This is a genomic window from Lentzea sp. NPDC051213, assembly GCF_044455585.1.
GTDB lineage: Bacteria > Actinomycetota > Actinomycetes > Mycobacteriales > Pseudonocardiaceae > Lentzea.
Genome location: NZ_JBITEX010000002.1, coordinates 270,239 through 292,791 on the forward strand (window position 1 = coordinate 270,239; position 22,553 = coordinate 292,791).

Sequence of the window (22,553 nt, forward strand, 5' to 3'; positions counted from 1 at the left end):
TGCTGGCGGCGTACTCTTTGGACATGCGACGACGACATTGATCTTCAACTGATCTGTCCAGAACCGCGACGGCGTGGGCGTGGTGCTCTCACCTCATCCCGATCTACGCGCTGTACGCGTTGCTCTTCGCCGACTCCGGGCTGTCCGACGCCCAGATCACGGTGCTGCTCGCCATCTGGTCGACCACCGCCGTGGTCGCCGAGGTGCCCTCCGGTGCGATCGCTGACCGGTTCTCCCGGCGTGGCTGCCTGGTCGCTTCCGGTGTGCTGCAGGCTTTCGCGTACGCGGCGTGGGTGGTGTTCCCGTCGTTCTGGGGCTTCGCGCTGGGCTTCGTGCTGTGGGGCCTCGGTGGCGCGCTCGAGTCCGGTGCGTTCGAGGCGCTGGTGTACGACTGCCTGGCGGCCAACGGCGACGAGGACCAGTACGTCGCGCTGAACGCCCGCGTCGACACGGTTGAGCTGATCGCGCAGGTGCCGGTGGCCGTGGTGGCCACGGCGTTGTTCTCCTGGGGCGGCTACCCGCTGGCCGGCTGGGTGAGCGTGGCCATGTGCCTGGCCTCGTCGGTGGTCGCGCTGCGGTTCCCCGAACCTCCGCGCGGCTCTGGCGACGAGCACGCCGGGTACTTCGCGACGTTGCTGACCGGTCTGCGTGAGGCCATCCCGATCAGGCGCGCGGTGATCGCGGTGGCGCTGGTGTACGCCATCGACGCGTTCGAGGAGTACTTCACGCTGCTGGCGCAGGACTGGCACGTGCCGACCCTCTGGGTGCCGATGGCGACGATCGGCCTGCCACTCCTGGGTGCGGCCGGGGCGTCGCTGGCCGGCCGGTTGCGGTGGCGCGGCTGGGTCCTGTTCCTGGCTGGCCTGGTGCTGATCGCCGCCGCGGTGCTGGCCGTGCCGCTCGCGCTCGTGCTGGTGGGCGTGTACTACGGGCTGTACCGCTTCGTGCTGGTGCACGTGGAAACCGCTCTGCAGCACCGGATCGACGCCGACACCGAGGCCCGTGCCACGGTCACCTCGGTCGCGGCGATCGGGTCGGAGGTCGTGGCGTTCGCCGTCTACGGAGCGTGGGTGCTCGGCGGGGCGGTGGCGGTCGGCGTGCTGGTCCTGGTCATCGCGCTGGTGATCTGGCGGCCTCAGTGAGGGAGGGTGCGGCTCGGGCGCCGCCCCTCGTTGTCCTCGCGGTACTCCTCGATCGCGAGCGCCACGTCGAACGCCGTCCGCGTGCCCTCCAGCTTCGGCAGGTAGTGCACGCTGCGGGCGAGGCCGTCGAGGTCGACGCTGAAGTACACGCCCATCAACGGGTTCACGAACAGCTCGCTGTCCTTGGTGCGGCTGGTGAACTGCACGTCGCCGAACTCGCCGCGCAACGCCGCCGCGATCTGCCCGTTGACGATGCTCGGCGCCAGCGGCGTGGCTTCCTGCGCGGTCCGCACGGCCTCCGTGTAGGCACGGGCTTCCGCCGAGTCGCGCGGGATCGACAGTGCGCCGAGGTACGCGCCGTCGCGGTCGAGCGCGGCCAGGTTCTCCAGCACGTGCGCATGGGACACGCCGTGGTGGGCGTCGATGCCGAAACCGAGGCTGACCACGATCTTGGTGAGGCCGCTGAGCCCGGCGACCGCGGCGAGGCTCGTCATGTCCTCGTGCGGCGTGCCGAGGTGCTGTTCGTCGCCGCGCAGCAGGATGTCCGTGCCGCCGTCGACCAGTACGACGGCGTCGACACCGAGCCGCTTGACCAGGTCGCGGTAGGCGGCGCACACCGGCGCGCGGGAACGCGTAGACGGTGTCGCCGAGGAACGCCGCGAGCTCGCGTTCGGGGAAGTACTCGGCTCCGGTGTCGGTGTCCTGGTCGACGGCGGCGAGGCCGGGGCGCAGCCACGCGTCGAGGTCGAGGCGGTCGAGATCGCTGAAGCTGAGGCTGGCGTAGTGCACGCGCTTGCCCTCGTTGCGCAACGCGACACCGAGCGGCAGGCCCGCGAAGACGTCGAAGCCGCCGCCGGCGCCGGCGATCAGCACGGTGCCAGCGTCGCGGAGCCTGGTGAACAGCGGCGGCTGGGCGAGGGTGAACACGTGCCGCAGGTTAGCTGGTGCGACTGGCCAGTTCGTCGATGTCCGCGGGTGTGCGCACGTGGACCAGCAGCCGGTCCGGGCCGAGTTCCGCGCCGCGGTCGAGGTCGTGGGTGAGGACACCGAGTCGCGGGTTGGCGGCTTGGGAGCGGTACCGCTCGACGTGCGCGGTCTGGTCGGCGAACACGAACAGGCCGTCGTCGTGCTCGGCCGCGAGGTCGGCGATCTCCGGCGAGCGGGTGCAGGCGTGCCAGATGAACGGCCTGTTGTCCCACAAGGACTTGAGCGTCCGGTAGTGCTCGATGGTCAGCGGCAGGCTGTACTCGATCTCCTTGCCGAACCACCCGAACACCTTCGCCGTGTTGCCGCGCCCGAGCACCACGTCGAGCCGTCCGGGCGCGAGGTGGTGCAGCGTCGCGTACTCGGCGGCGAGCCGGGCCGGGTCGTTGGTGGTGATCAGCGTGGTGGCGGTGGAGAGCAGGATGCGCGTGGTCCGCGCGGCGATGTGGGCGAGCAGCGTCGCGGGGGAGGACGAGTTGTAGGGCGGGTTGTGGTGCTCCCCGACCGCGAAGACGTCGAATCCGGCCGCTTCGGCGTGCACGGCGAGTTCCACGATCTCGGCGGGGGAGTTCTCGCCCGCGGTGAAGACGCCGATCTGCACGGTTTCAGTGTGCGCGGCGGAGGTTCAACGTCCACAAGCAGCCCAGGGCGGCGAGCCCGCCCGCGGTCGCGAGGGCAGCCGGGATGCTGACGTTCGCGACGAGACCGAGCAGCATCGGCCCACCGCCGAGCCCGATGTCGATGAACGCGCTGGCGGTGCCGGCCGCGGCGCCGCGCTGGTGAGGTTCGGCGGTGGCGAACACGGCGGCGAAGAACGCGGGCGTGCTGAACGTGACGCCGACGGCGAGCACCACACTGCCCGCGATGAGCGCGTGCGGGGTGGCGGTGAGGACCAGTCCGGTCGCGATGACGGCCAGTGCGGCGGCGCCGAGCGTCAGGGGCGGCACCCGGTCCGGGACCTTGGCGAACACCGCCCGGCAGGCGACGACGGTGGCGCCGTAGAGGAACAGCGGGAGGCTGGTGTTCTCGAAGCCCGACTCCTGCGCGCGCAGAGCGGCGAACGCCAGGAAGCCGCCGGACGCGGCCAGCGCGGCGCATAGCCCGATGGCGGGCCGGATGGAGGCGCGGTGGATCAGCTGTGGCTTCTTGGTGTCGGACGGCGTGCCGGTTTCGCTGGTTTCGCTGGTTTCGCCGAGCAGTACGACCGCGACGGTGCCCGCCGCGCACAGTGCCGCGGCGGTGAGCCAGGCGGTGGGGAACGAACGTTGGGCGAGGACTTCGCCGAGCGGCGGCCCGAAGGCGAGGCCCAGGTAGAGGCCGAGGGAGTTGAGGCTGAGGGCTTCGCCGAGGCGGTCGGGCGGGGCGATGTCGGCCAGCGCGGCGAATCCGGCCACGAAGAACGCGGCCTCGGCCACGCCGAGCAGGAGCCGCAGGGCGATGATCGTGGGCAGGTCGGTGGCGAGCGCGGTGAGGGCGAGGCTCACGGCGGCCAGCGCGGTGCCGCCCACCAGCAGGGGTCGTCGGCCGATGCGGTCGGTGAGGCGGCCGGCGAACGGGCGGAGCAGGAGCGCGGAGATGGCGAAGGCGCCGAACGCCAGGCCTGCGGCTCCCTCGGAGGATCGCAGTGGGCCGGTCACGTACAGGGGCAGGGCGTAGACCGCGATTCCCATCGCGGTGAAGTAGCCCAGGTCAGCGGCTGTGAGTAGGGCGAAGCGCGGGGTTAGGAGGCGCGCCATCGCCACAGGGTGCGCTTGGGTGGCGGGTTTCGCGCGCTGGGGGCGGCGGGGGTGGGGTTTGGTCGCGGGTTGGGCGAGCTGGTGGGGTGGCCGGGCTGCGCTTGGGTGGCGGGGTGCGCTCGGGTGGTGGATTGGGCGCTGGCGGGTGGCAGGGATGCGCTCGGCCGCTGGATGGCGGGGGTGGCGGGGGAACCTGGGCGGCGGAGTGCGCGAGTTGGGGGGCAGGGGTGCGGTCGGCCGCCGGATGGTGCGAACGTCGGGCGGGCGCGGGCGTGCTCATGGGCTGTTCAGCGCCTGGGCAGGCAGGCTCGCGCAGGCGTACCCCCTGACCTGGGAACCCCCGCATCCCAACCTACGCACGGGGTCTGACACTGTTCGTCCACTCGCCCTGGTGCGGCCACTCGCCCTGGTGCGGCCACTCGCCCTGGTGCGGCCACTCGCCCTGGTGCGGCCACTCGCCCTGGTGCGGCCACTCGCCCTGGTGCGACGACCCGCCCCTGGTGCGGCCACTCGCCCTGGTGCGACGACCCGCCCCTGGTGCGACGACCCGTCCCGGCGCCACCTCCTGCCCCAGGATCACCACCCACCCCAGCGCGACGACCTGCCCCAGCGCGACGACCTGCCCCAGCACCACCACCTGCCCCAGCACCACCACCCGCCCCGGTGCGACCACCTGGCCGATTCCACCGCCGCCGGAGTAACGCCAGGATCTGCGCGACAGATCAAACCGCACAAGCCGGACATACACGGAGGCCGCAGTGCTCGTCGCCCAGATCTTCCTGCCAGTGGCATTGGCCCTGGTCATGTTCGGCCTAGGCCTGACGCTGACAGTGGCGGACTTCGCCAGGGTCGCGAAGTACCCGAAGGCCGCGGTGATCGCCCTGGTCTGCCAGGTCATCGTCCTGCCGGCGATCTGCCTGGGCCTCGTGCTGGCGTTCGGGCTGAAAGGCGTGCTGGCCGTCGGCATGATGTTGCTGGTCGCCTCGCCCGGTGGGACGTCGGCGAACCTCTTCAGCCACCTCGCCGGTGGGGACGTGGCGCTCAACGTCACGCTGACGGCGATCAACTCCGTGCTGGCGGTGTTCACGTTGCCGGTCGTGGTCGGGCTGTCGATGGCGCACTTCATGGGAGACCAGGCCGAGGTCGGGTTGCAGCCGGCGAAGTTCGTGCAGGTGTTCGCGATCGTGCTGGTACCGGTCGCGATCGGGATGTGGGTGCGCAAGAAGTACGAGGCGTGGGCGCTGAAGATGGAGCGGCCCGTGCGGATCGCGAGCGTCGTCGTGCTTGTGCTGGTGATCCTGGCGGCGATCGCGTCGGCGTTCCAGCAGTTGCTCGACAACATCGGCACGCTCGGGCCGGTGGCACTCCTGCTGTCCATCCTCAGCCTGCTCGTCGGGTATTACGTGCCGCGGGCGTTCAAGGTGAACCAGAAGGAGTCGATCGCGTCGGCGATGGAGATCGGCATCCACAACGCCACGATCGCCATCACGCTCGCGCTCACGGTCCTCAACGACGAGACGATGGCGATCCCGCCTGCTGTCTACGGCGTGCTGATGTACCTGCCGGCGGCGGTCGCGGCGCGGTTGTTGTCGCGGAAGAAGGCCGCGGTTTAAGGGGGTTGCGCGCGCCGCTATGTTGATCTGTACATGCGATCAACTACCGTCATTCTCGCAGCGGCGTTCGCCGCAACCACTCTTACGGCCCCGGCTCACGCCGCAGGCAACATCGTGCGCACCGACACCGGTCTCGTGTCGGGTGCTGTCGTCGAGAACCAGCGCTCCTACCAGGGCATCCCGTTCGCCGCGCCGCCCACGGGCGAGAACCGCTGGCGCGACCCGCGGCCTGCCCAGCCGTGGCAGGGCGTCCGCCAGGCGACCGCTCCCGGTCCCCGGTGCGCGCAGGACGAAGGGCTCGGCAGCCCGGCCAGCGACAGCGAGGACTGCCTCTACCTCAACGTCACGGCACCGCTCAAAGCCGCCAACCTGCCGGTCATGGTCTACATCCACGGCGGCGCGTTCACCAGCGGGGCCGGGTCGGACTACGGCGTCGAACCGTTGGTGCGCAACGGCGTTGTCGCCGTCACGTTCAACTACCGGGTCGGTGCGTTCGGGTTCTTCGGCTACCCGGGACTCGAGGGTTCCGGCGCGTTCGGCCTCAAGGACCAGCAGGCCGCGCTCAGGTGGGTGCAGCGCAACATCCGGCAGTTCGGCGGCAACCCGCGCAACGTCACGTTGTTCGGTGAGTCGGCCGGTGCGCTGTCGACGTGTGCGCAGCTGACCACGCCGAAGACGGCCGGGCTGTTCCACCGGGCGATCGTCCAGAGTGGACCGTGCCAGCTCGGCATCCCGGCCGGGGAGGGGCAGGTCCAGTACACGTGGCTCCCGCGCACCCAGGTGGAGGACAAGGGCAGGACGGCCCCGCACGGCTGTGCGGACGTCGCGTGCCTTCGCAACCTCAGCGTGGCGCAGGTCAAGGCGCTGACGCCGGCGTTCTCCTCGCCCGCGTACGACACGGATGCGTTGCCGCGCAACCCGATCACCGAGCTCCAGGCCGGGCGCTTCCACCACGTGCCCACGCTCGTCGGCCACACGCGCGACGAACTGACCCTGTACGTGGCGATGCTCCATCCGCCACTCGACGCCAAGGGCTACGAAGAGGCTCTCACCGCGTACTTCGGGGCTACCAAAGCCAAGAAGATCATCGAGCGGTACCCGCCGCACGGTGACGCCAGGGTGCAGCTCGCGGCCGCGCTCACGGACTACACCGCGGTGTGCACGACGAACGAGCTCCAGCGGCAGACGCGGGGCTTCGGGTACGAGTTCGCGGAGCCGGACCCGCCGATGATCTTCCCCGGTCTCCCGCCCTTCCCGTACGGCGCCTACCACGCCTCGGACCTGCCGTTCACGATGAAGTTCGGTGACGTCACGCTGACCGCTCCGCAGCAGCAGCTGGCAGGCCGGATGAGCAAGGCGTGGACGCGGTTCGCGGCGACCGGGCACCCCGGCTGGCCGAGGAACCAGGTCGAGGTGCTGGCCAGTGAGAAGGTCGCACCGGCGGATCACCGGTGCGACCTGTGGTCCCAACTAGGAGCTTGACCCTTGCGGTGCGCGCCCGTGCGACTTGCCGGGCGCGCGCACGCCGTTCACGGTGGACGTGTCGAACGCGAACGTGATCACCGCGGTGGCGATGGCGTCGGCGTTGACGTCCAGGGCGGTCAGGTTCAGGTTCGACCGGTTGTCGCACGGCTGGTGGTAGCACGGGTCGTAAGCCACGCCCGCGGTACCGCCGTACAAAGCGGCCTGCGCGGCCGTCTTCACGCCCTCCGCGCCGGTGAAGAGGCCACCGGCGGGGATGTTGACCGCGATGAACGGCCCGTAGTCCGAACGACCGGAGAACTCGGTGTCCTCGGACGGAAGACCCCGGTCCGCGTAGAACTTCTCGAAGACGTCCTCGATCTGGGCCGACCCCGGCGGGATCGGGACCGGGGCGGTGCCGCTCGAGTCGTCACCGTCGTAGACGCCGAAGAAGTGGTTCGGCGAGCCGACCATGTCGAAGTTCAGGTAGAGCGCGATCTTGTCCTGATCGGCCTGCGGGAGCGTGGCGACGTAGTGCTCGGACCCGAGCAGGCCCTCCTCCTCGGCACCCCACCAGGCGAAGCGGACCTTCGCGTTGGTCTTGACCTTCTTCATCTGGATCGCGGTCTCCAGCAACGCCGCCGAGCCGCTGCCGTTGTCGTTGATGCCGGGGCCGTCCTGGACGCTGTCGAGGTGGGCGCCCGCCATGACGACGTTGTTCGCGTTGCCCTCGCGGGACTCGGCGAACACGTTCCAGGCCTGCCGCGTCTCCTCGGTGAAGTCGACCTTCACCCGGACCGTGGCGCCGGGAGTGAACACGATGAGGTCCTCGGCGACGGCGTAGGTCGCGAACACCACGGGAATCGCGAGACCCGGCGTGTCACCGATCGGCGTGACCAGGCCGGTGCGGCCGGGCTGGCCCTCGTTGAACAGGATGACCGCCGACGCACCGGCGGCCTGCGCGTTCAGCGCCTTCACGCTGAACCCGCACGTGCCGCGCTGCAGCATCGCGATGCGGCCGGCCGCGAACCCGGCGAAGTCGGCGGCCTCGCAGCCGCTGCTGCTCGTGTTGGGAACGGGAGCGGGCGGCACGATCACGTCGACCGGCTGGATGATGCCGGTGACGTCACCCTCGGCAGTCGGGACGAAGCCGTTCCGGTTGAACTCCGCGTCCCGCTGGAACACGCGCGGGGCCGGCGCGATCCGGTCGAGCCGTGAGTTGTCCTCGACGTACGGGAAGTCGAACGCCTGCACGGTGGGCGAGTAGCCGGCCGCGTTCAGTTGCCCGACCACGTAGTTCACCGACGCCTGGTAGCCGGGACGCCCGGCCGCGCGGTCGCCGTGCGTCGTCGCGATGGCCTGCAACGCGTCCAGGTGCCGCAACACCCCGCCGAGCGTCACGGCCTTCGTGAGTTTGGCCGGAGTGTTGTTGTTGGGATCAGCCAGTGCCGGCCCAGTCACTGTGAGTGGTAGCACCAGCGCCACCGCAGAGAGAAGCGCAAGGCGCCGGGAAGGTCGAACCATCGGTCTGCCTCCAAAGCGTGCTCATCGCCGCCGAATGCATCCCCCGAGGTTCTTCGCCGTCCGAAGTGGTGTGTTACACCATTGCTACTGGAGGTGGGTGTTTGTTCCCGTTGCTCGAGACCGCCGTCCGCGTCGAACCGCTGGAAGGAGAAGGGCTCACCAACGTGCTGCACCTGGTGACCCTCGCCGACGGGCGCAAAGCCGTGCTGCGGCAGCCGAAGGTGGCGCGGGACCTGCCGAAGTTCGTGGTGCCCGGCGCACCCGCGGTCCTCGCGCACAACGGCCGCGGTGACGTGCTCGTCGAGTACGTCGAGGGCCGCACGCTCGCGGACGCGCTGCCGGTGTCCGGTGAGGTCTGGCGGAGCATCGGCTGGGCGTTCCGCCGAATCCACCGGGTCGGCCTGCTGCACAACGACGTGAACCTCTACAACATCATCGTCGACGAGCGCCGGGCGACGTTGATCGACTGGGACAACCCCGGCCAGGGCAACCCGCTCGACGAGCTGGCCGCCTTCGAGGAGCACCTCTACCTGCACGGAACCGAGCTGCCCCAGGCGTTCTGGGCCGGCTACGGCACCGCGCCCGACCCGACGCTGCTGCGCTCCCACCGGATCGCGGGCTGCATCGCCTGGCTCGCCAGCGAGGACTGGCGGCGGTGGGAGAACGACAGGTCCCTGCCGCCGAGGATGCTGGCGAGGGTCCGGAACTGGCGGCGGCTGCTGGCGAAGTGGCTCGCCGACCAGCTCCGGACCGATCTTCTAACGGCTGAGGTTGCGGTACTTGAGCACCGAGAGCGGCCAGAAGATCGCCACGAACACCGCAGGCCACAGCACAGCCAGCAGTAGGGAGTGCTGCGCCGCCCACGAGTCGCCGCCGACACCGGGGTTGCCGAACAGCTCACGTGCCGCCGCCACCGTGGACGACAGCGGGTTCCACTCGGACACGGCCCGCAGCCACCCCGGCATCAGCTCCGGGGAGACGAACGTGTTCGCGAACATCGTCAGCGGGAACAGGAACATCCACGACGCCTGCGCCGCCTCCGGCTTCACCATCAGGCCGAGGTAGATGCCGATCCACACCAGCGCGAACCGCAGCCACAGGAACAGCGCGAACGCCAGCAGCGCGTTGAGCAGCCCGTCGTGGAACGACCAGCCGATCACCAGGCCGCACGCCGCCAGCACCAGCAGCTCCAGCGAGGAGTTCACCAGGTCGGCGATGCTGCGGCCGCCCACCACACCGGTCTGCGACATCGGCGAGGCGCGGAACCGGTCCGTCACGCCCCGGTCGGCGTCCATCGACACCATCATCAGCGTGGTGCCGACGCCGAACGCGATGGTCTGGCCGAACATGCCGGGCATCAGGAACTCGATGTAGTTCCCGCCGCCGAACACGTTCATCGCGCTGCCGAACACCAGCCCGAAGATCAGCACCGAGATGACCGGGTAGGCGAGGTTCGCGAACACCCTGACCGGTTCGCGCAGCCAGTGGATGAGGTCCCGCTTGGCGACGATCCACGAGTCGACCGCCGCGTACCTGACCGCGCTCATGCCCGCACCTCCACTGCCTTGTGTCCGGTGATCGCCAGGAAGACCTCGTCCAGCGTGGGCCGCCGCAACGCGACGTCCTCGGCCTCCACCCCCTTGGCCGCCAGCGCCGACGTCACCCGCGTCAGTTCGGCCACCCGGTCCACCACCGCCGCGCTCACCCGGAACGCGTCCGGGTCCACCTCAGCGGCCGGCCCGAGCACGTCGCGCACCACCGGCAGGTCCTCGGCGTTGCGGACCACGACCTCGATCCGGTCACCGCCGAGCTTGGACTTGAGCTGGTCCGGCGTGCCCTGCGCGGCCACGCGACCGGTGTCCAGCACGACGATCTGGTCCGCCAGCTGGTCGGCCTCGTCCAGGTACTGGGTGGTGAGCAGCACCGTCGTCCCCTCGGCGACGACCCGCTTCACCTCCCGCCACACCTCGCCGCGGTTGCGCGGGTCGAGGCCGGTGGTCGGCTCGTCCAGGAACAGCACCGAGGGCCGCGTGATGAAGCTCGACGCCAGGTCGAGCCGCCTGCGCATGCCGCCGGAATACTGCTTCGCGCGCTTGCCGGCCGCGTCGGCGAGCCCGAACTGCTCCAGCAGCTCGTCGGCCCGCGCCTCGGCCTGACGCTTGGACAGGTGGTAGAGCCGTCCCCACATGACCAGGTTCTCCCGGCCGGTCAGCACGTCGTCCACGGTGGACTGCTGGCCGTTCAACGCCACCTGGCGACGCACCTGAGGCGCCTCCCGCGTCACGTCGAAGCCCGCCACCTCCGCGCGGCCGCCGTCCAGGCGCAGCAACGTCGCCAGGATGCGCACCGCCGTCGTCTTGCCCGCGCCGTTCGGGCCGAGCAGCCCGCACACCGTTCCGGCGGGCACCGCCAGGTCGAACCCGTCCAGCGCCGCCTTCTTGTCGAAACTCTTCCGCAGGCCTTCCGCGAGCACCGCGTGTCCCACGTCTTCACCCCCATGGCTTAACTGTGTACGTTGTAGACTAGGTGTACGTTGTACACGGTTTTAGGATTCACATGCAAGCCGAGTTGTGAACGAGGGGGCTGGGTGAAGCAGAGCGACCGGGACCGCAGCGTGCGCCTGTTGTGGGAGCCGCCGGCCGAGCCGACCAGGGGACCGAAGGCCGTGCTGAGCCAGTCGCGCGTCGTCGAGGCGGCCATCAAGGTGGCCGACGCCGAAGGGGTCGACGCGCTCACCATGCGCCGCGTCGCCGAGACGCTGGGCTTCACGACGATGTCGCTGTACCGGCACGTGCCGGGTAAGTCCGAGCTGCTCGACCTGATGGTCGACGCGGTGTGGGGCGAGACCGAGAGCACCCCGCCGGGGCCGTGGCGCGAGGGACTGGAGTTCTTCGCGCGGCAGATCTGGGCGATGCACCGCGCGCACCCGTGGATGCTGCACCTCACGACCTCGCGGCGGATGCCCGGCCCGCACGCCATGACCAGGCAGGACGCGGCCTACGCCGTCGTCTCCGAGCTGGGCCTGCGGTCCGAGGAGATCGTGGCGGTGGTGACCTCGGTCGCCCAGTTCGTCGACGGCGTCGGCAAGACGATGGCGGACCGCGTCCAGGCCGAACGGGAGACCGGCGTGTCCGAGGCGGACTGGTGGGCCGGCCGGGACGCGCTCTGGGAGCACTTCACCCCGGACCGCCTGCCGATGATGACCCACATCTGGAACTCGGGCGGGTTCGAACGGCCGCTGGACGAGTTCGAGTTCGGTCTCGCGAGGGTGCTGGACGGCCTCGCGGTGTTCATCGAGTCCGAGGAACGACCGGCAGTTCGTCGAGAGACGTGCCTGTAGCCATACGAGACACCTTGAGTCGGCCGATCAGGTGAAATGCGCAGCTCACCCGGCCTATGAAGCGTAGTTGTGCGGTCACTCGGCGCCATTTCTGTAACCAATCGGAATGAACTCGTTCGCAGGCTGAACCAACCACTCCTATCTGCCCGTTTTCCTTGTGACACCGTTTCGCCGCGGGGGTCGAATCGGGACGACGAGGAGGTCGTATGACAGCTGGCGCGCACGACGCGGTCACTCTTGGCTGCTACGCGCTCGGCGTTCTGGACGCGCATGAGAGTCATGGCGTGGAGCAGCACCTGAGGGGCTGTCCGGCCTGCCGTGCGCAGGTCGCCGACTTCCACCGGATCCGCATGGTGCTCGACGACGTGCCCCGTGAGGCATTTCTGCACGAGCGAGAAGTCGACCTGCCGAAGCCTTCGGACCTGGTGCTGCAGCGTGCGCTGCGGCAGATCCGGAACGAGTCGGTCATCCCGCAGCCGCGGGTGTCCGATCCACGTCCCAGAGCCAGTCCGGCGGCGGTGGAGGAGGAGCTTCCCGAACCGCAGCACGCCAAGCCCCGGCGCTGGCCGGGCTACCTCGCCGCCGCGGCTGTCGCCGCGGTGGTCGCGTTCGGTGCCGGAGCGGTGTTCATGCAGGACCAGACACCGGGAGCCAACACTGCTGCCTCGGCCACGGGCGTAGGTACCGCGGGAGGCATCAAGCTGGAGGCGGAGATAGGGCCGTCGTCGCAGGACCGCTACATGGTCGTGGCGAAGATCAACGGCCTGCCGGCCGCGCAGAAGTGCAAGCTGGTCGTGGTCGGCACGGACGGCAGCAAGACCGAGGCCCACGCGTGGACCTCGACCGAGAAGGCCAGGGTCGACGGCGGCACGGTGCGGGGCATGGTCAGCGTGTCCCCGGACAAGGTGAAGTCGATCGCGGTCGAGAACGCAGATGGCAAGACGTTCGTAGCGGCGGACTTGCAGAAGTAAGGGCAGAAACGACCAGGGCCCGCATTCCTCTCGGGGAATGCGGGCCCTAGTACTTACATTGATGTGATTAGACGGCCTGCAATGTGAGCCAGGCTCCGACCACGATCACCATGGCGGCTGTGCCGACAGGTGCGTAATGCGAGAGCAGGCGGGTGGCACGGCCGTCCAGGATTTTCTCCACGCGTTCACGCGCCTTCACGAGCAGCAGTCCGACCCCGGTGAGCGTGGCGGCCATGCCGAATCCGTAACCGAGGACCAGCAGGACACCGAACCACGTCCGGCCCAGCGCCATCGCCCCGAGCAGGACGACGAGCGCGGAGGGGGACGGGACCAGGCCGTTGGCCGCGCCCATGCCGATCAGGCTCGCGCGGCTGTAACCATGACCGTGCCCGTGGCCATGACCGTGCCCATGTCCGTGGCCGTGTCCATGCCCATGGCCGACTCCGGCTCCCACAAGCGCTGATTCGCGCGTCAGCGCCGACCGCAGCAGCATCACGCCGATCGCCGCGATCAGCAGACCGCTGACCAGCCCGAGCCAGCGCAGCACCTGCTCGCCGGCCAGTGCCGACGAGGCGCTGATGACCAGGCCGAGGACCAGCACACCACCGGTGTGCGTGGCCGTGACCGAGGCGCCGACGATGAACGCGTCCTTCGGTGTGCCCTGACGGCCGGCCAGGTAGGCGGCGATCAGCGTCTTGCCGTGACCGGGCAACGCTGCGTGCGACGCGCCGAGCAGCAACGACAGCAACAGTGCGAGGAACCCGAGCCACGGCGTGAGGTCGTCGCTGCCCAGGATGTCGTTCAGGGCGGACGCCGTGACGCTCAACGACTGGATGGGGGAGCCCGAGGCCTGCTTCGGCTCGGATCCGCTGCCCGGTGCCGCGGTGAACGTGACGGCCCGGACGTCGACCGGGTTGCTGAGCAGGTCCTCCGGGTACGCCCGGAGCTCGTTGCTGATGCTCTCGGTCGGCACGGAGGAGCCGGTGAGCTTCACGCCGCTGCCGGCGGCGGTGATCTCGCGCCAGCCGACCCGGTCGACGTTCGACTCGTCCCGGAACGCCAGCTGGGCCGGCCTGCCGAGATCCACCTTCGCGGTGAACTCGCAGACCAGCCGAGTGGTGATCAGGTCGGCCTGGCCGACCGGGTGTTCCTTGGTGGCGCTGGAGAGCGTCCACGTGATCCGCCTGCCGTCCACTGTGGACTGGTCGGTGCGGGACACCTCGTCGCACCACTGCCTGGCGTCGCGGGTCTTCAGGTTCTCCTGCAACGTGGGGATCTCGGCCACGTCGACCACGGATCTGAGGTCGACGCGGTCCGGGTGCAGGTGCAGACCGTGGTAGTGGTTGACGCTGAAGTTGCCCAGCGGGTGGCCGAACGCTTCGCCGTTGACGAAGAAGATGCCAGCCAGGAGCAGGGCGGCGACCAGGATCGGCCGCACGACCCAACCGGACAAGGTCACCGGTTGCCTCGCAGCTCGGCGAGTTTGCGGCCGGCCTTCAGCGCCTGCAACGGGGAGAAGTTCGGGTTGAGCCGCAACGCCTGCACGAGCGCGTCCTGCGCCTCGGCGACCCGGCCGAGCGCGGCGAGGATCATGCCGCGGTGGTAGGAGAACGTGGCGTTCTGCCAGCCGAGTGCGGCGGCCTGGTCGGAGTAGGTGAGCGCTTCGGCGTCACGGCCGTTCACGTGCAGCGCCCACGCCATCGCGTCGGCGACGAACACGCTCTGCCGCTTGCTCCACTCGGCCTCGGCCCGGCGCAGCGCCTGCATGCCGTCACCGCGGTCCGCGGCGACGAGCGCGGCCGCCAGGTCGTCCGAGGCGCCCTGCGACTCCATCAGCCGCTGCTGCTCGGACAGCACGGCGTACTGCTGCTCGGCCTCCGCCGTGCGGCCGTTGGCGTCCAGCAGCTCCGCGTACTCCTGCAGGTACTGCGGCAGGGGAGCGCGCGCCACCAGCCTGCGGTAGGACTCCAGCGCCACCGGGGCCTCACCCCGTGCCGCCGCGACCTTGGCCTTGCCCTGTGTGAGAGTCATGTCGTCTCCTCTCGCCGCCAGTCCCTGCTCGTAGTGATGGGCGGCTTCGTCGAGCCGGTTGTGGTCGAACGCGAGTTCACCGAGCCGGTAACGGCAGAACGCGATCTCCTCGGGCGTCGCGGCCGCGGTCAGCGCGCGCGTCATCGCGTCGCGGGCGCCGTCGACGTCGCCGTGGAGCTCGAAGTGGAAGGAAGCACGGGCGAACGACGCCGTGTTGGGCTTGACGTCGAGCATCTTCTGCACCGCGTCCTGGGCGCCCGCGTCGTCGCCGAGCTGCGTCAACGCGTCGGCCAGCACGCCGTACGCCTCCGCGGAGGCCGGGAGCGCGGCCAGTGCCTTCCCGGCCCAGTCACGGGCGGCGGGGAAGTCGTGGCGGGCGTTGGCGAGCGTGCCCATGCCGATCGCGGCCAGGCCGGTGTCACCCGCGTTCTTCAGCGCGCCCTCGGCCTTCGCGTAGTACGCGGGATCGGCCGTGACGCGCGCGAGTTCTACATAGGACGCACCGAGCTGTGCCCACGAGGTCTTGTCGTCGGGCAACCGGTGCAGTCGTTGCTGCAGCTGGTGAACCACGCGGTGCATCTGGTTCTGCTGCGCCACGGCCGGAACAGGGGGCGCGCCCCCGGCCCTGCTGTCGGCAGGACCGGAGGCGGCGAGGTAGGCAAGCGCCGCGGTGACCAGGAGAACCACCGCGACGGCCTGCCGTTGCTGGTACTTCACTTCGAGTGCGACCCGTACTTGCGGATCTGCTGCTGACGCTTGCGGAACAACCAGAAGCCCGCGCCGAAAACGAACGCAGAGCCGACCGCGGTGGTCATCGCCATCGGGTCCAGGTTGCCGATCTTGCCGACCGGGTTCACCGCGACCTCGGCACTGGTGCCGGAGGCGTTGACGGCGGTGCCGTTGCGAGGCAGAGCCACGTACGGGAACGTCGCCTCGAACGGCTGGTCGTTCTGGTCGACCTTGTCGCCGGTGGCGAGCGCGTCCACGATCTTGCCGGACGCCGCGGCGCCCTCGAACGCCTGAACACCGATGTCGATCACGTCGTCGGTGAGCCGGCGGCCGTTCGGGAAGCCCTGCGTGTCACCGGCGAGCAGGCCGAGACGGTTCGGGTTCGCGTTGGGGTTGATCGACATGTTCAGCCGCAGCATCTCCGACGGGCGGAACCTGTTCTTGTCCACGTCGGCGTTGTTGATCTGCGAGTTCAGGTCGGCGTTGATCTGCGCGCCGATCTTGGTGCTGATGCCGGTCAGGAAGATCTCGGCCAGGTCGTCGCGCTGCCCCTGGGGCGCCGGGATCTTGTAGATCGCCTCGACCAGCTTCGGCAGCTCCGGGTTGACCACCCGGTCCACCAGCTCCTTCACGCCGGCGTCCTGGTCGGGCCGCAGGCCGTTGAACGCGTCCTTGAGGCCCGCGGGCGCCACGACCTCGTTCACCAGCGGGTTGCCCAGCCGGGAGACCTGCACGAAGTCGCCCTGCGGCTCCGCCTTGCCCGGCGAGAGCTTGAGCGAGCGCTTCTGGGTGGTGCTCCAGATGCCGATGTTCGGGTTGCGGCCGGCGTCGTTCTTCAACGCCAGCGCGTGCTTCGGCAGCTGGATCGCGATGGTGTTGACGTTGTAGCCGCGCAGCGTGTCCTGGCCGACCTCGCTCAGGTTGCCGCCGTAGAGCAGGTCGAACACGCGCAGGTCCGCGAAGAACGCGTCCTCGGACGGTCCGACGTAGACCTTGCCGCCGCCGGGGATCTGCACGGTCGCCTGGTCGCGCAGCTTCTTGAAGTCCGGCATCGACGCGGGCCCGTTGGGCGACGGCGCGACCTGGGCGTTGTTGACGAGCTTGACCTTCTGGCCGTTCTCGTAGATCGCCTCGAGGTCGTAGCGCTGGCGGAACAGCAGGTTCTCGTCGTCGAGCGACTCGACGGCGCCGTTGGTGTACAGGAACGTGTCGTTCTTGCGCCGGTCGTCGTTGTGGAACTGCCAGCGCAGGATCACGTCGGCCTTGGCGTCACCATCGTTGTCGATGTTGAAGTCGTACTGCGCGTCCTGGGCCCACGGGAAGAAGTTGGGGCCACCGTTGGGTTCCTGGAACGGGAACCAGTTGCCGACCAGCGTGACCGTGTCCTTGTGGTCCGGGCTGACGAAGGCGTACAGGTCCGTGTTGTCGACCGCCGGGTCACCCGCGATGAGCGGAGCCTCGCGGTGCGACGACGCGGTGGCGCTGGTACCGCCGAACATGGCCGCGTTGAGCAGTGTGGCGGCCACCAGCGCGGCCGCAGCCACCTGGCCGCGCCGACCGCTGAGGACGTGCGGTGATGACATCGTGGGTACCTTTCGGTGTGAGCTTTCGAAGGCTCTCAAAAAATGATCAAGCACTGTGCATCAGCAGCGACGGTTCGCCGCTGTGGTTGGAGTGGTGGTGGCTTGAATGGCTGGGGCGTTCGGTCCACCTCGCTTGGGTGAAGTCGCGGATGCCTTCGACGAGCCGTTCCACGTCCTGCTCGGGCCTGACAACCAGTCGCGCGAACTTGCTGGTCATACCCAGCTTGTTGCCGCACTCGCGGATGAAGACCTGGTGCCGGGACAGCAGGTGGTCGCGCAGTTCGCGACCGTCCATACCGCCGCCGAGCTTCACGAACAGGAAGTTCGCCTGCGACGAGTAGACCGTCAGGTCGGGAATGCGCGACAGCTCCATACCCATGCGGTAGCGGTCGCGACTCAGCAGCCGCAGGCTCTCGGCGTATTCCGCCTCGTGCTCGGCCAGCATGAACACGACGGTTTCCGCGAGGGAGTTGAGGTTCCACTTCGGCAGCGTCTTGCGCATCTTGCCGGCGAGACCCGGATTCGCGACCAGGTAACCGAACCGGATGCCGTGCAGGCCGAAGTTCTTGCCGAGGCTCTTCAGCACGACCACGTTGGGCCGGATGGACGCCTCGGCCGCGACGGACGGATTGCGCTCCACCTCGACGAAGTCGATGAACGACTCGTCGATCACGATCAGGTCGAGGTCGGAGAGCTCGTCCATGAACCGGATGATCTCCCGGCGCGGCAGGTAGCCGCCGTCGGGATTGTTCGGGTTGCAGATGACCGCGACCCTGCTGCCCCGCGTGCGGATGAACTTGATGTACTCGTCGATGTCGAGCTCGAAGTTGTTGCTCTCCTGGAGCAGGAACATGTCGACGCGCTTGTTGCTCTCCATCGGCTGGTCGGTCCACCGGCCGAACGTCGGGATCGGGATCGCGACGCTCTCGTGGATCCACAGGTGGTCCATCCACGTGATGAGCTCGGTCGACCCGTTCGACATCGCGAGGGTGGCCGGGTTCAGCCCCAGCACCTTGGAGAGCTGGTCAGCGATCTGGCTGGAATCGCTCGGGTAGAACTTCAGCACCGATTCCAGGTTCTTCGACAGCTCCTCGAACATCTCCGGCGTCGGGAAGTACGGATTGCACGGGATGCAGAAGTCGACGAGCTCACCGGCGCCTTTGCGGGTCAGCTCGAAATAGGACGGGCTGTGCGCGGTCTGCTGGAAGAGACCCGAGTCCACACCATGCCGCACGCGATCACTCCGTCCCTCGGTCAGTTCCTTGACACCGGGGCATACGTGCCGTTGTTCATCGCGGTTCACGGGTGAGTGTCAGGAAGGTCTCGGCTTGGTCTCGTACGCAACCTCGCGTACTCCGAATCCTCGGCTGAGCGGACGCGGCCGCCCCCGGTGATCGCGAGGCTCGTCCCATGTTCGGAAAACTGATGCTCGCGATGACGCTGCTGATGCCGGTCGAGCCCTCGTCCCTGACTGTCCACACCGGACAGATCGACGGAGCCGAATACCGCGTCGAGGTGCCTTCCCGTTGGAACGGCACGCTTTTGCTCTACAGCCACGGCACCTACCCGGCCGGCTACACCCCGCCGATCGAGCTGGCCTCACGTCCGGCGGCCCGGTCCGGACTGCTGGCCCGCGGCTACGCCCTCGCGGCCTCCCGATACCGGGTACCGCACGGGCACACGATCCCCGACGCCCTGCGCGACCAGCCCGCGCTGGTGTCGTGGTTCTCCCAGGAGGTCGCGAAACCGCGGCGGGTGATCGCCTGGGGTTCGTCGCTGGGCGGGCTCACCTCGGTGATGCTGGGGGAGCGGTCGCGGTTCGACGGGGTGCTGGCGATGTGCGGGGCGCTGGGCGGGGCCGTGACGCGGTCCAACCAGCTGCTTGACCTGGGGTTCGTGGTTCAGGCCCTGCTGGATCCGGCGCTGGAGGTCGTCCGGATCTCCGATGCCGCGGCGAACGAGCAGCGGGCCGTCGCGGCCGTCGACGCGGCCCTGGGGACGGCGCACGGCCGGGCCCGGCTGGCGCTGGCGAACGCGGTCGCGGGCATCCCGGCCTGGTCACGGGTGCACGAACCGCGGCCGGTGGACGTCGTGGAGGCCGTGACGCAGGCCGCCGTGCACGACCGGACGCTGGCGCGCTCGCTGGCCTGGGGGAGCGGCCGGGTGGACATCGAGACGCGATCCGGCGGCAACCCGAGCTGGAACACGGGGGTGGACTACCGGGTGCTGCTGGAACGGTCCTCCGGGAAGGACCTGGTGCTGGCGGCCTACCGTGAGGCCGGGGTGTCGCTGGACGCGGACCTCGCGGCGCTGGCGTCGGCGCCTCGGGTTCCGGCGGACGGCGCCGCGGTCCGGTGGCTGCACTCGTACGGCGACCCGACCGGTCGCCCGAAGGCTCCGGTGGTGACGCTGCACGCCCTTGGCGACCCGACGTCGGTGGAACACGCGGGCGCGTACCGCGGACGTGACGTACGCCAACTCTTCGTCAACCGCGCCGGCCACTGCATGCACACGGCGGCCGAGGAACTGGTGGCGCTGCGTGTTCTGGAAGACAGGATCTCGTTTGGGACGTGGCCTGTCGTGGCGCCGGCCGTGCTCAATGCGGCGACCGGTCATTACCCCGCTGAGATGCGGGTACTCCAGGACTGGACCACGACTCCACCCCGCGAGGAGACCGTGGCGCCGGGCTTCGTCACACATGAGGCAGGGCCGCTCCCACGCCCGTGACGGGCGTCCTGCGGAAATTTGTCAGTCCGTGCGGATACCCTGCTGGCAGTCCGCACACAACCTGGGAGAAATACCCGTGACCGCAGAGACCCTGTACGGGGCCGACGACCTTACGCATCTCGAGGGTCTGGAGGCCGTCCGCAAGCGGCCCGGCATGTACATCGGGTCGACCGACAGCCGTGGCATCAACCACCTCTTCAGCGAGATCGTCGACAACTCGACCGACGAGGGCGTGGCAGGGCACGCCAAGAAGGTCGTGGTCACGCTGCACGCCGACGGCAGCGTCCAGGTCGACGACGACGGTCGCGGCATCCCGACCGACGTGCACGCGAAGTCCGGTCTGTCCGGTGTGGAACTGGTGCTCACGAAGCTGCACGCCGGCGGCAAGTTCGGCGGCTCCGGCTACAAGACCTCCGGCGGCCTGCACGGCGTCGGCGCCTCGGCCGTCAACGCCCTCTCCCACCGCTTCGACGTCACGGTGCGGCGCGGCGGCAAGGTGCACGAGATGTCGTTCGCCCACGGCGTTCCCGGCGTCTTCGACGGCATCGGCCCGAAGGCCAAGTTCACCCGCCAGAACGGCCTCCAGGTCACCGGCAAGATGAAGCGGAACGAGTCGACCGGCACGTCGATCCGCTACTGGTACGACGCCCGCTACTTCGAGAACGGCGCGTCGCTGGACGTCGAGTCAGTCCGCACGAAGATGCGCAACACCGCGTTCCTGGTGCCCGGCGTGACGTACGTCCTGAAGTCAGCGCTGGAAGACGCGATCTCCGAAGAGGTCTTCCACTACCCGCACGGCCTGACGGACATGGTCGAGTTCCTGGCCCCGTCCGGCGACCGCGCCGTCTCGGGCACCCTGGTGATCACCGGTTCCGGCACCTACTTCGAGAACGCCGCCGACGAGAACGGCGTGATGCGGTCCAAAGTGGAGCGTCAGGCCGAGATCGAGGTCGCACTGCGCTGGGGCACCGGCTACGAGCGCATCGTCGAGTGCTTCACCAACACCATCCGCAACGTGCACGGCGGCACCCACCGCCGCGGCTTCGACCGCGCGGTCCTGAAGTCGGTGCAGGACGCGATCTCCAAAACGCGCGGCCTGCTCAAGCCCAAGGAAGACCCGCCGACCCTGGACGACGTGCTGGAGGGCATGACCGCCGTCGTCCACGTCCGCATCCCCGAGCCGCAGTTCACCTCGCAGACCAAGGACGAGCTGTCCACCGCCGGCATCACCAAGGTGCTGCAGGGCATCGTCGACCAGCAGGTGCGGGCGTGGACCGAGGACCGCAAGACCAAGGTCGAGGCCAAGACCGTGCTGCAGAAGGTGGTCGACGCCTCGCGCGTGCGGCTCACGCAGAAGCAGCAGAAGGACGCGGCTCGGCGCAAGACGGCGCTCGAGGGCGCGGCGATGCCGGCGAAGCTCGTCGACTGCCGGACCACGGGGGTGGCTCGTTCTGAGCTGTTCCTCGTGGAAGGCGACAGCGCCCTCGGGTGCTTTAGTTCCGAAACACAGGTCGCGCTCGCGTCCGGCAAGTCGTTGTCGTTCGGGGAGCTCGCGGCTGACTGGCAGCGTGGCGTCACGCACTTCGGCTACGCGACCAACAAGGCCGGCCGAGTCGTCGTGGTGCCGTTGGTCGAGCCGCGGGTGACGAAGGAGGACGCTCCGCTGGTCCGGGTGACCCTCGACAACGGCGAGTCGGTGCGCTGCACGCCTGACCACCTGTTCCAGTTGCGTGATGGCGCCTACCGCCGTGCCGACGCGCTGCAGCCCGGTAACTCGCTGATGCCGCTGTACCGGTCCGTGTCCGCTGAGTCGGCCGGGGACCAGTTCGATGGTCAAGAGCTCGTGTGGATGAACGACAGGCAAGAGTGGGTCTACACACACCACCTCGCGGCCGGGTTCGGAGGGTTCGTCGCGCACTACGACGACTCCGCACGGCTGCGGGAAGTGGCGTCGATGGTCAACCACACGGTGGCATCGGTCGAAGCGCTGCCGGAGCGGGAGGACGTCTACGACCTGACCGTGGACGGCTACCACAACTTCGCGCTCGAAGCCGGTGTGTTCGTGCACAACAGCGCCCGCATGGCGCGCGTCTCCGAGTACCAGGCGCTACTTCCCTTGCGCGGCAAGATTCTCAACGTCCAGAAGGCCTCGCTGGCCGACACGTTGAGGAACGCCGAGATCGCCTCCATCGTCCAGGTCCTGGGCGCCGGCACCGGCCGCACCTTCGACATCACGCAGATGCGGTACGGCCGGGTGATCCTGATGGCCGACGCGGACGTCGACGGCAGCCACATCCGGACGTTGCTGATCACGTTGTTCGCCAAGTACATGCGCCCGGTGATCGAGGACGGCCGCCTGTACGCCGCGATGCCCCCGTTGCACAAGGTGATGACCCGCGGCCGCAACGCCGAGACGCACTTCACCTTCACCCAGCGCCAGATGGAACAGACCGTCGCGAAGCTGGAGAAGGCGGGCAAGCAGGTCGTCACGCCGGTGCCGCGGTTCAAGGGTCTGGGCGAGATGGACGCGGACGAGTTGTGGGAGACCACGATGAACCCCGCGGGCCGCAGCGTCCGGCGCATCACCATGGACGACGCCGAGGCCGCCGAAGAGGCGCTGGAACTGCTGATGGGCGAGAAGGTCGAGCCGCGCCGCAACTGGCTCGTCGAGTCCGCCGCACGGGTCGACCAGTCGGCCATCGACCTCTAAGC

19 protein-coding genes are annotated in these 22,553 nt (G+C 69.1%); 8 read left to right on the top strand and 11 right to left on the bottom strand.

Annotation, left to right across the window (positions count from 1 at the left end; genetic code table 11):
* Positions 1–119: 119 nt before the first annotated feature.
* Entirely contained in the window at positions 120–1,142 is a 1,023-nt protein-coding gene (locus ACIA8G_RS08065; protein ID WP_396417616.1) for an MFS transporter, read from the top strand.
* Here ACIA8G_RS08065 and ACIA8G_RS08070 read toward each other — a convergent pair.
* From ACIA8G_RS08070 to ACIA8G_RS08085, 4 genes are all read right to left on the bottom strand, one after another.
* Positions 1,136–1,759 carry a DUF1152 domain-containing protein gene (locus tag ACIA8G_RS08070; protein WP_396417617.1) on the bottom strand — a complete coding sequence of 208 codons (624 nt, stop codon included), beginning with the start codon at positions 1,757–1,759 and terminating at the stop codon, positions 1,136–1,138. The two genes, ACIA8G_RS08065 and ACIA8G_RS08070, sit on opposite strands and share 7 nt — an antisense overlap.
* A 320-nt stretch (positions 1,760–2,079) precedes the next feature.
* On the bottom strand, positions 2,080–2,727 hold the full coding sequence (locus ACIA8G_RS08075) for an LLM class flavin-dependent oxidoreductase (protein ID WP_396417618.1): 648 nt from the start codon (positions 2,725–2,727) through the stop codon (positions 2,080–2,082).
* A 4-nt stretch (positions 2,728–2,731) separates the two neighbouring features.
* A complete protein-coding gene (locus ACIA8G_RS08080) occupies positions 2,732–4,108 on the bottom strand; it encodes an MFS transporter (protein ID WP_396418670.1) in 1,377 nt (458 codons plus the stop codon).
* Between the two features lie 106 nt (positions 4,109–4,214).
* A complete protein-coding gene (locus ACIA8G_RS08085) occupies positions 4,215–4,535 on the bottom strand; it encodes a hypothetical protein (RefSeq protein WP_396417619.1) in 321 nt (106 codons plus the stop codon).
* A gap of 85 nt (positions 4,536–4,620) precedes the next feature.
* On the opposite strand from ACIA8G_RS08085, the gene ACIA8G_RS08090 reads away from it, so the two are divergent.
* A complete protein-coding gene (locus ACIA8G_RS08090) occupies positions 4,621–5,475 on the top strand; it encodes a bile acid:sodium symporter family protein (protein WP_396417620.1) in 855 nt (284 codons plus the stop codon).
* 114 nt (positions 5,476–5,589) lie between these two features.
* Positions 5,590–6,957, top strand: coding sequence for a carboxylesterase/lipase family protein (locus tag ACIA8G_RS08095; RefSeq protein ID WP_396417621.1), 1,368 nt, complete (start codon positions 5,590–5,592; stop codon positions 6,955–6,957).
* On the opposite strand, the gene ACIA8G_RS08100 is transcribed toward ACIA8G_RS08095, so the two are convergent.
* Complete coding sequence (locus tag ACIA8G_RS08100) at positions 6,946–8,397, bottom strand: M20/M25/M40 family metallo-hydrolase (protein WP_396417622.1); 1,452 nt, start codon at positions 8,395–8,397, stop codon at positions 6,946–6,948. The genes ACIA8G_RS08095 and ACIA8G_RS08100 overlap by 12 nt on opposite strands.
* A 164-nt stretch (positions 8,398–8,561) precedes the next feature.
* Here ACIA8G_RS08100 and ACIA8G_RS08105 point away from each other — a divergent pair, with 164 nt between their 5' ends.
* Positions 8,562–9,305, top strand: a complete 744-nt coding sequence (locus tag ACIA8G_RS08105) for a lipopolysaccharide kinase InaA family protein (protein ID WP_396417623.1) — start codon at positions 8,562–8,564, stop codon at positions 9,303–9,305.
* Here the strand turns inward: ACIA8G_RS08105 and ACIA8G_RS08110 are convergent.
* Together ACIA8G_RS08110 and ACIA8G_RS08115 are read right to left on the bottom strand one after the other, a co-directional pair.
* Positions 9,219–10,007, bottom strand: a complete 789-nt coding sequence (locus ACIA8G_RS08110; RefSeq protein WP_396417624.1) for an ABC transporter permease — start codon at positions 10,005–10,007, stop codon at positions 9,219–9,221. The genes ACIA8G_RS08105 and ACIA8G_RS08110 overlap by 87 nt on opposite strands.
* Positions 10,004–10,945: an ATP-binding cassette domain-containing protein gene (locus ACIA8G_RS08115; protein WP_396417625.1), complete on the bottom strand. Its 942-nt coding sequence runs from the start codon at positions 10,943–10,945 to the stop codon at positions 10,004–10,006. Before ACIA8G_RS08115 ends, ACIA8G_RS08110 begins: the two co-directional genes overlap by 4 nt.
* A 102-nt stretch (positions 10,946–11,047) precedes the next feature.
* On the opposite strand from ACIA8G_RS08115, the gene ACIA8G_RS08120 reads away from it, so the two are divergent.
* Both ACIA8G_RS08120 and ACIA8G_RS08125 read left to right on the top strand, forming a co-directional pair.
* The gene (locus ACIA8G_RS08120; RefSeq protein ID WP_396417626.1) at positions 11,048–11,800 is read left to right on the top strand and encodes a TetR/AcrR family transcriptional regulator; all 753 of its coding nucleotides are present in this window, start codon (positions 11,048–11,050) and stop codon (positions 11,798–11,800) included.
* A gap of 206 nt (positions 11,801–12,006) precedes the next feature.
* The gene (locus tag ACIA8G_RS08125; protein WP_396417627.1) at positions 12,007–12,771 is read left to right on the top strand and encodes an anti-sigma factor family protein; all 765 of its coding nucleotides are present in this window, start codon (positions 12,007–12,009) and stop codon (positions 12,769–12,771) included.
* Positions 12,772–12,838: 67 nt separating this feature from the next.
* On the opposite strand, the gene ACIA8G_RS08130 is transcribed toward ACIA8G_RS08125, so the two are convergent.
* Genes ACIA8G_RS08130 through ACIA8G_RS08145 form a run of 4 tightly spaced genes read right to left on the bottom strand, consistent with a single transcriptional unit; the run spans position 12,839 to position 18,348 of the window.
* Positions 12,839–14,230: a nickel/cobalt transporter gene (locus ACIA8G_RS08130; RefSeq protein WP_396417628.1), complete on the bottom strand. Its 1,392-nt coding sequence runs from the start codon at positions 14,228–14,230 to the stop codon at positions 12,839–12,841.
* A complete protein-coding gene (locus tag ACIA8G_RS08135; protein WP_396417629.1) occupies positions 14,227–15,519 on the bottom strand; it encodes a tetratricopeptide repeat protein in 1,293 nt (430 codons plus the stop codon). Before ACIA8G_RS08135 ends, ACIA8G_RS08130 begins: the two co-directional genes overlap by 4 nt.
* Entirely contained in the window at positions 15,516–17,114 is a 1,599-nt protein-coding gene (locus ACIA8G_RS08140) for a DUF4331 domain-containing protein (protein WP_396417630.1), read from the bottom strand. The genes ACIA8G_RS08135 and ACIA8G_RS08140 overlap by 4 nt, the downstream gene beginning before the upstream one ends.
* Before the next feature lie 46 nt (positions 17,115–17,160).
* The gene (locus ACIA8G_RS08145) at positions 17,161–18,348 is read right to left on the bottom strand and encodes a pyridoxal phosphate-dependent aminotransferase (RefSeq protein ID WP_396417631.1); all 1,188 of its coding nucleotides are present in this window, start codon (positions 18,346–18,348) and stop codon (positions 17,161–17,163) included.
* Between the two features lie 176 nt (positions 18,349–18,524).
* Between ACIA8G_RS08145 and ACIA8G_RS08150 the strand changes: the two genes are divergently transcribed.
* A complete protein-coding gene (locus ACIA8G_RS08150; protein ID WP_396417632.1) occupies positions 18,525–19,841 on the top strand; it encodes a hypothetical protein in 1,317 nt (438 codons plus the stop codon).
* Positions 19,842–19,917: 76 nt separating this feature from the next.
* Positions 19,918–22,551 (top strand): ATP-binding protein, encoded by a 2,634-nt coding sequence (locus ACIA8G_RS08155; protein ID WP_396417633.1) that lies wholly within the window; start codon positions 19,918–19,920, stop codon positions 22,549–22,551.
* Positions 22,552–22,553 lie beyond the last annotated feature (2 nt).

Coding starts and splice junctions, on each gene's coding strand:
- ACIA8G_RS08110 (WP_396417624.1), bottom strand. CDS start 10,007: ATGAGCGCGGTCAGGTACGCGGCGGTCGACTCGTGGATCGTCGCCAAG.
- ACIA8G_RS08125 (WP_396417627.1), top strand. CDS start 12,007: ATGACAGCTGGCGCGCACGACGCGGTCACTCTTGGCTGCTACGCGCTC.
- ACIA8G_RS08140 (WP_396417630.1), bottom strand. CDS start 17,114: ATGTCATCACCGCACGTCCTCAGCGGTCGGCGCGGCCAGGTGGCTGCG.
- ACIA8G_RS08150 (WP_396417632.1), top strand. CDS start 18,525: ATGTTCGGAAAACTGATGCTCGCGATGACGCTGCTGATGCCGGTCGAG.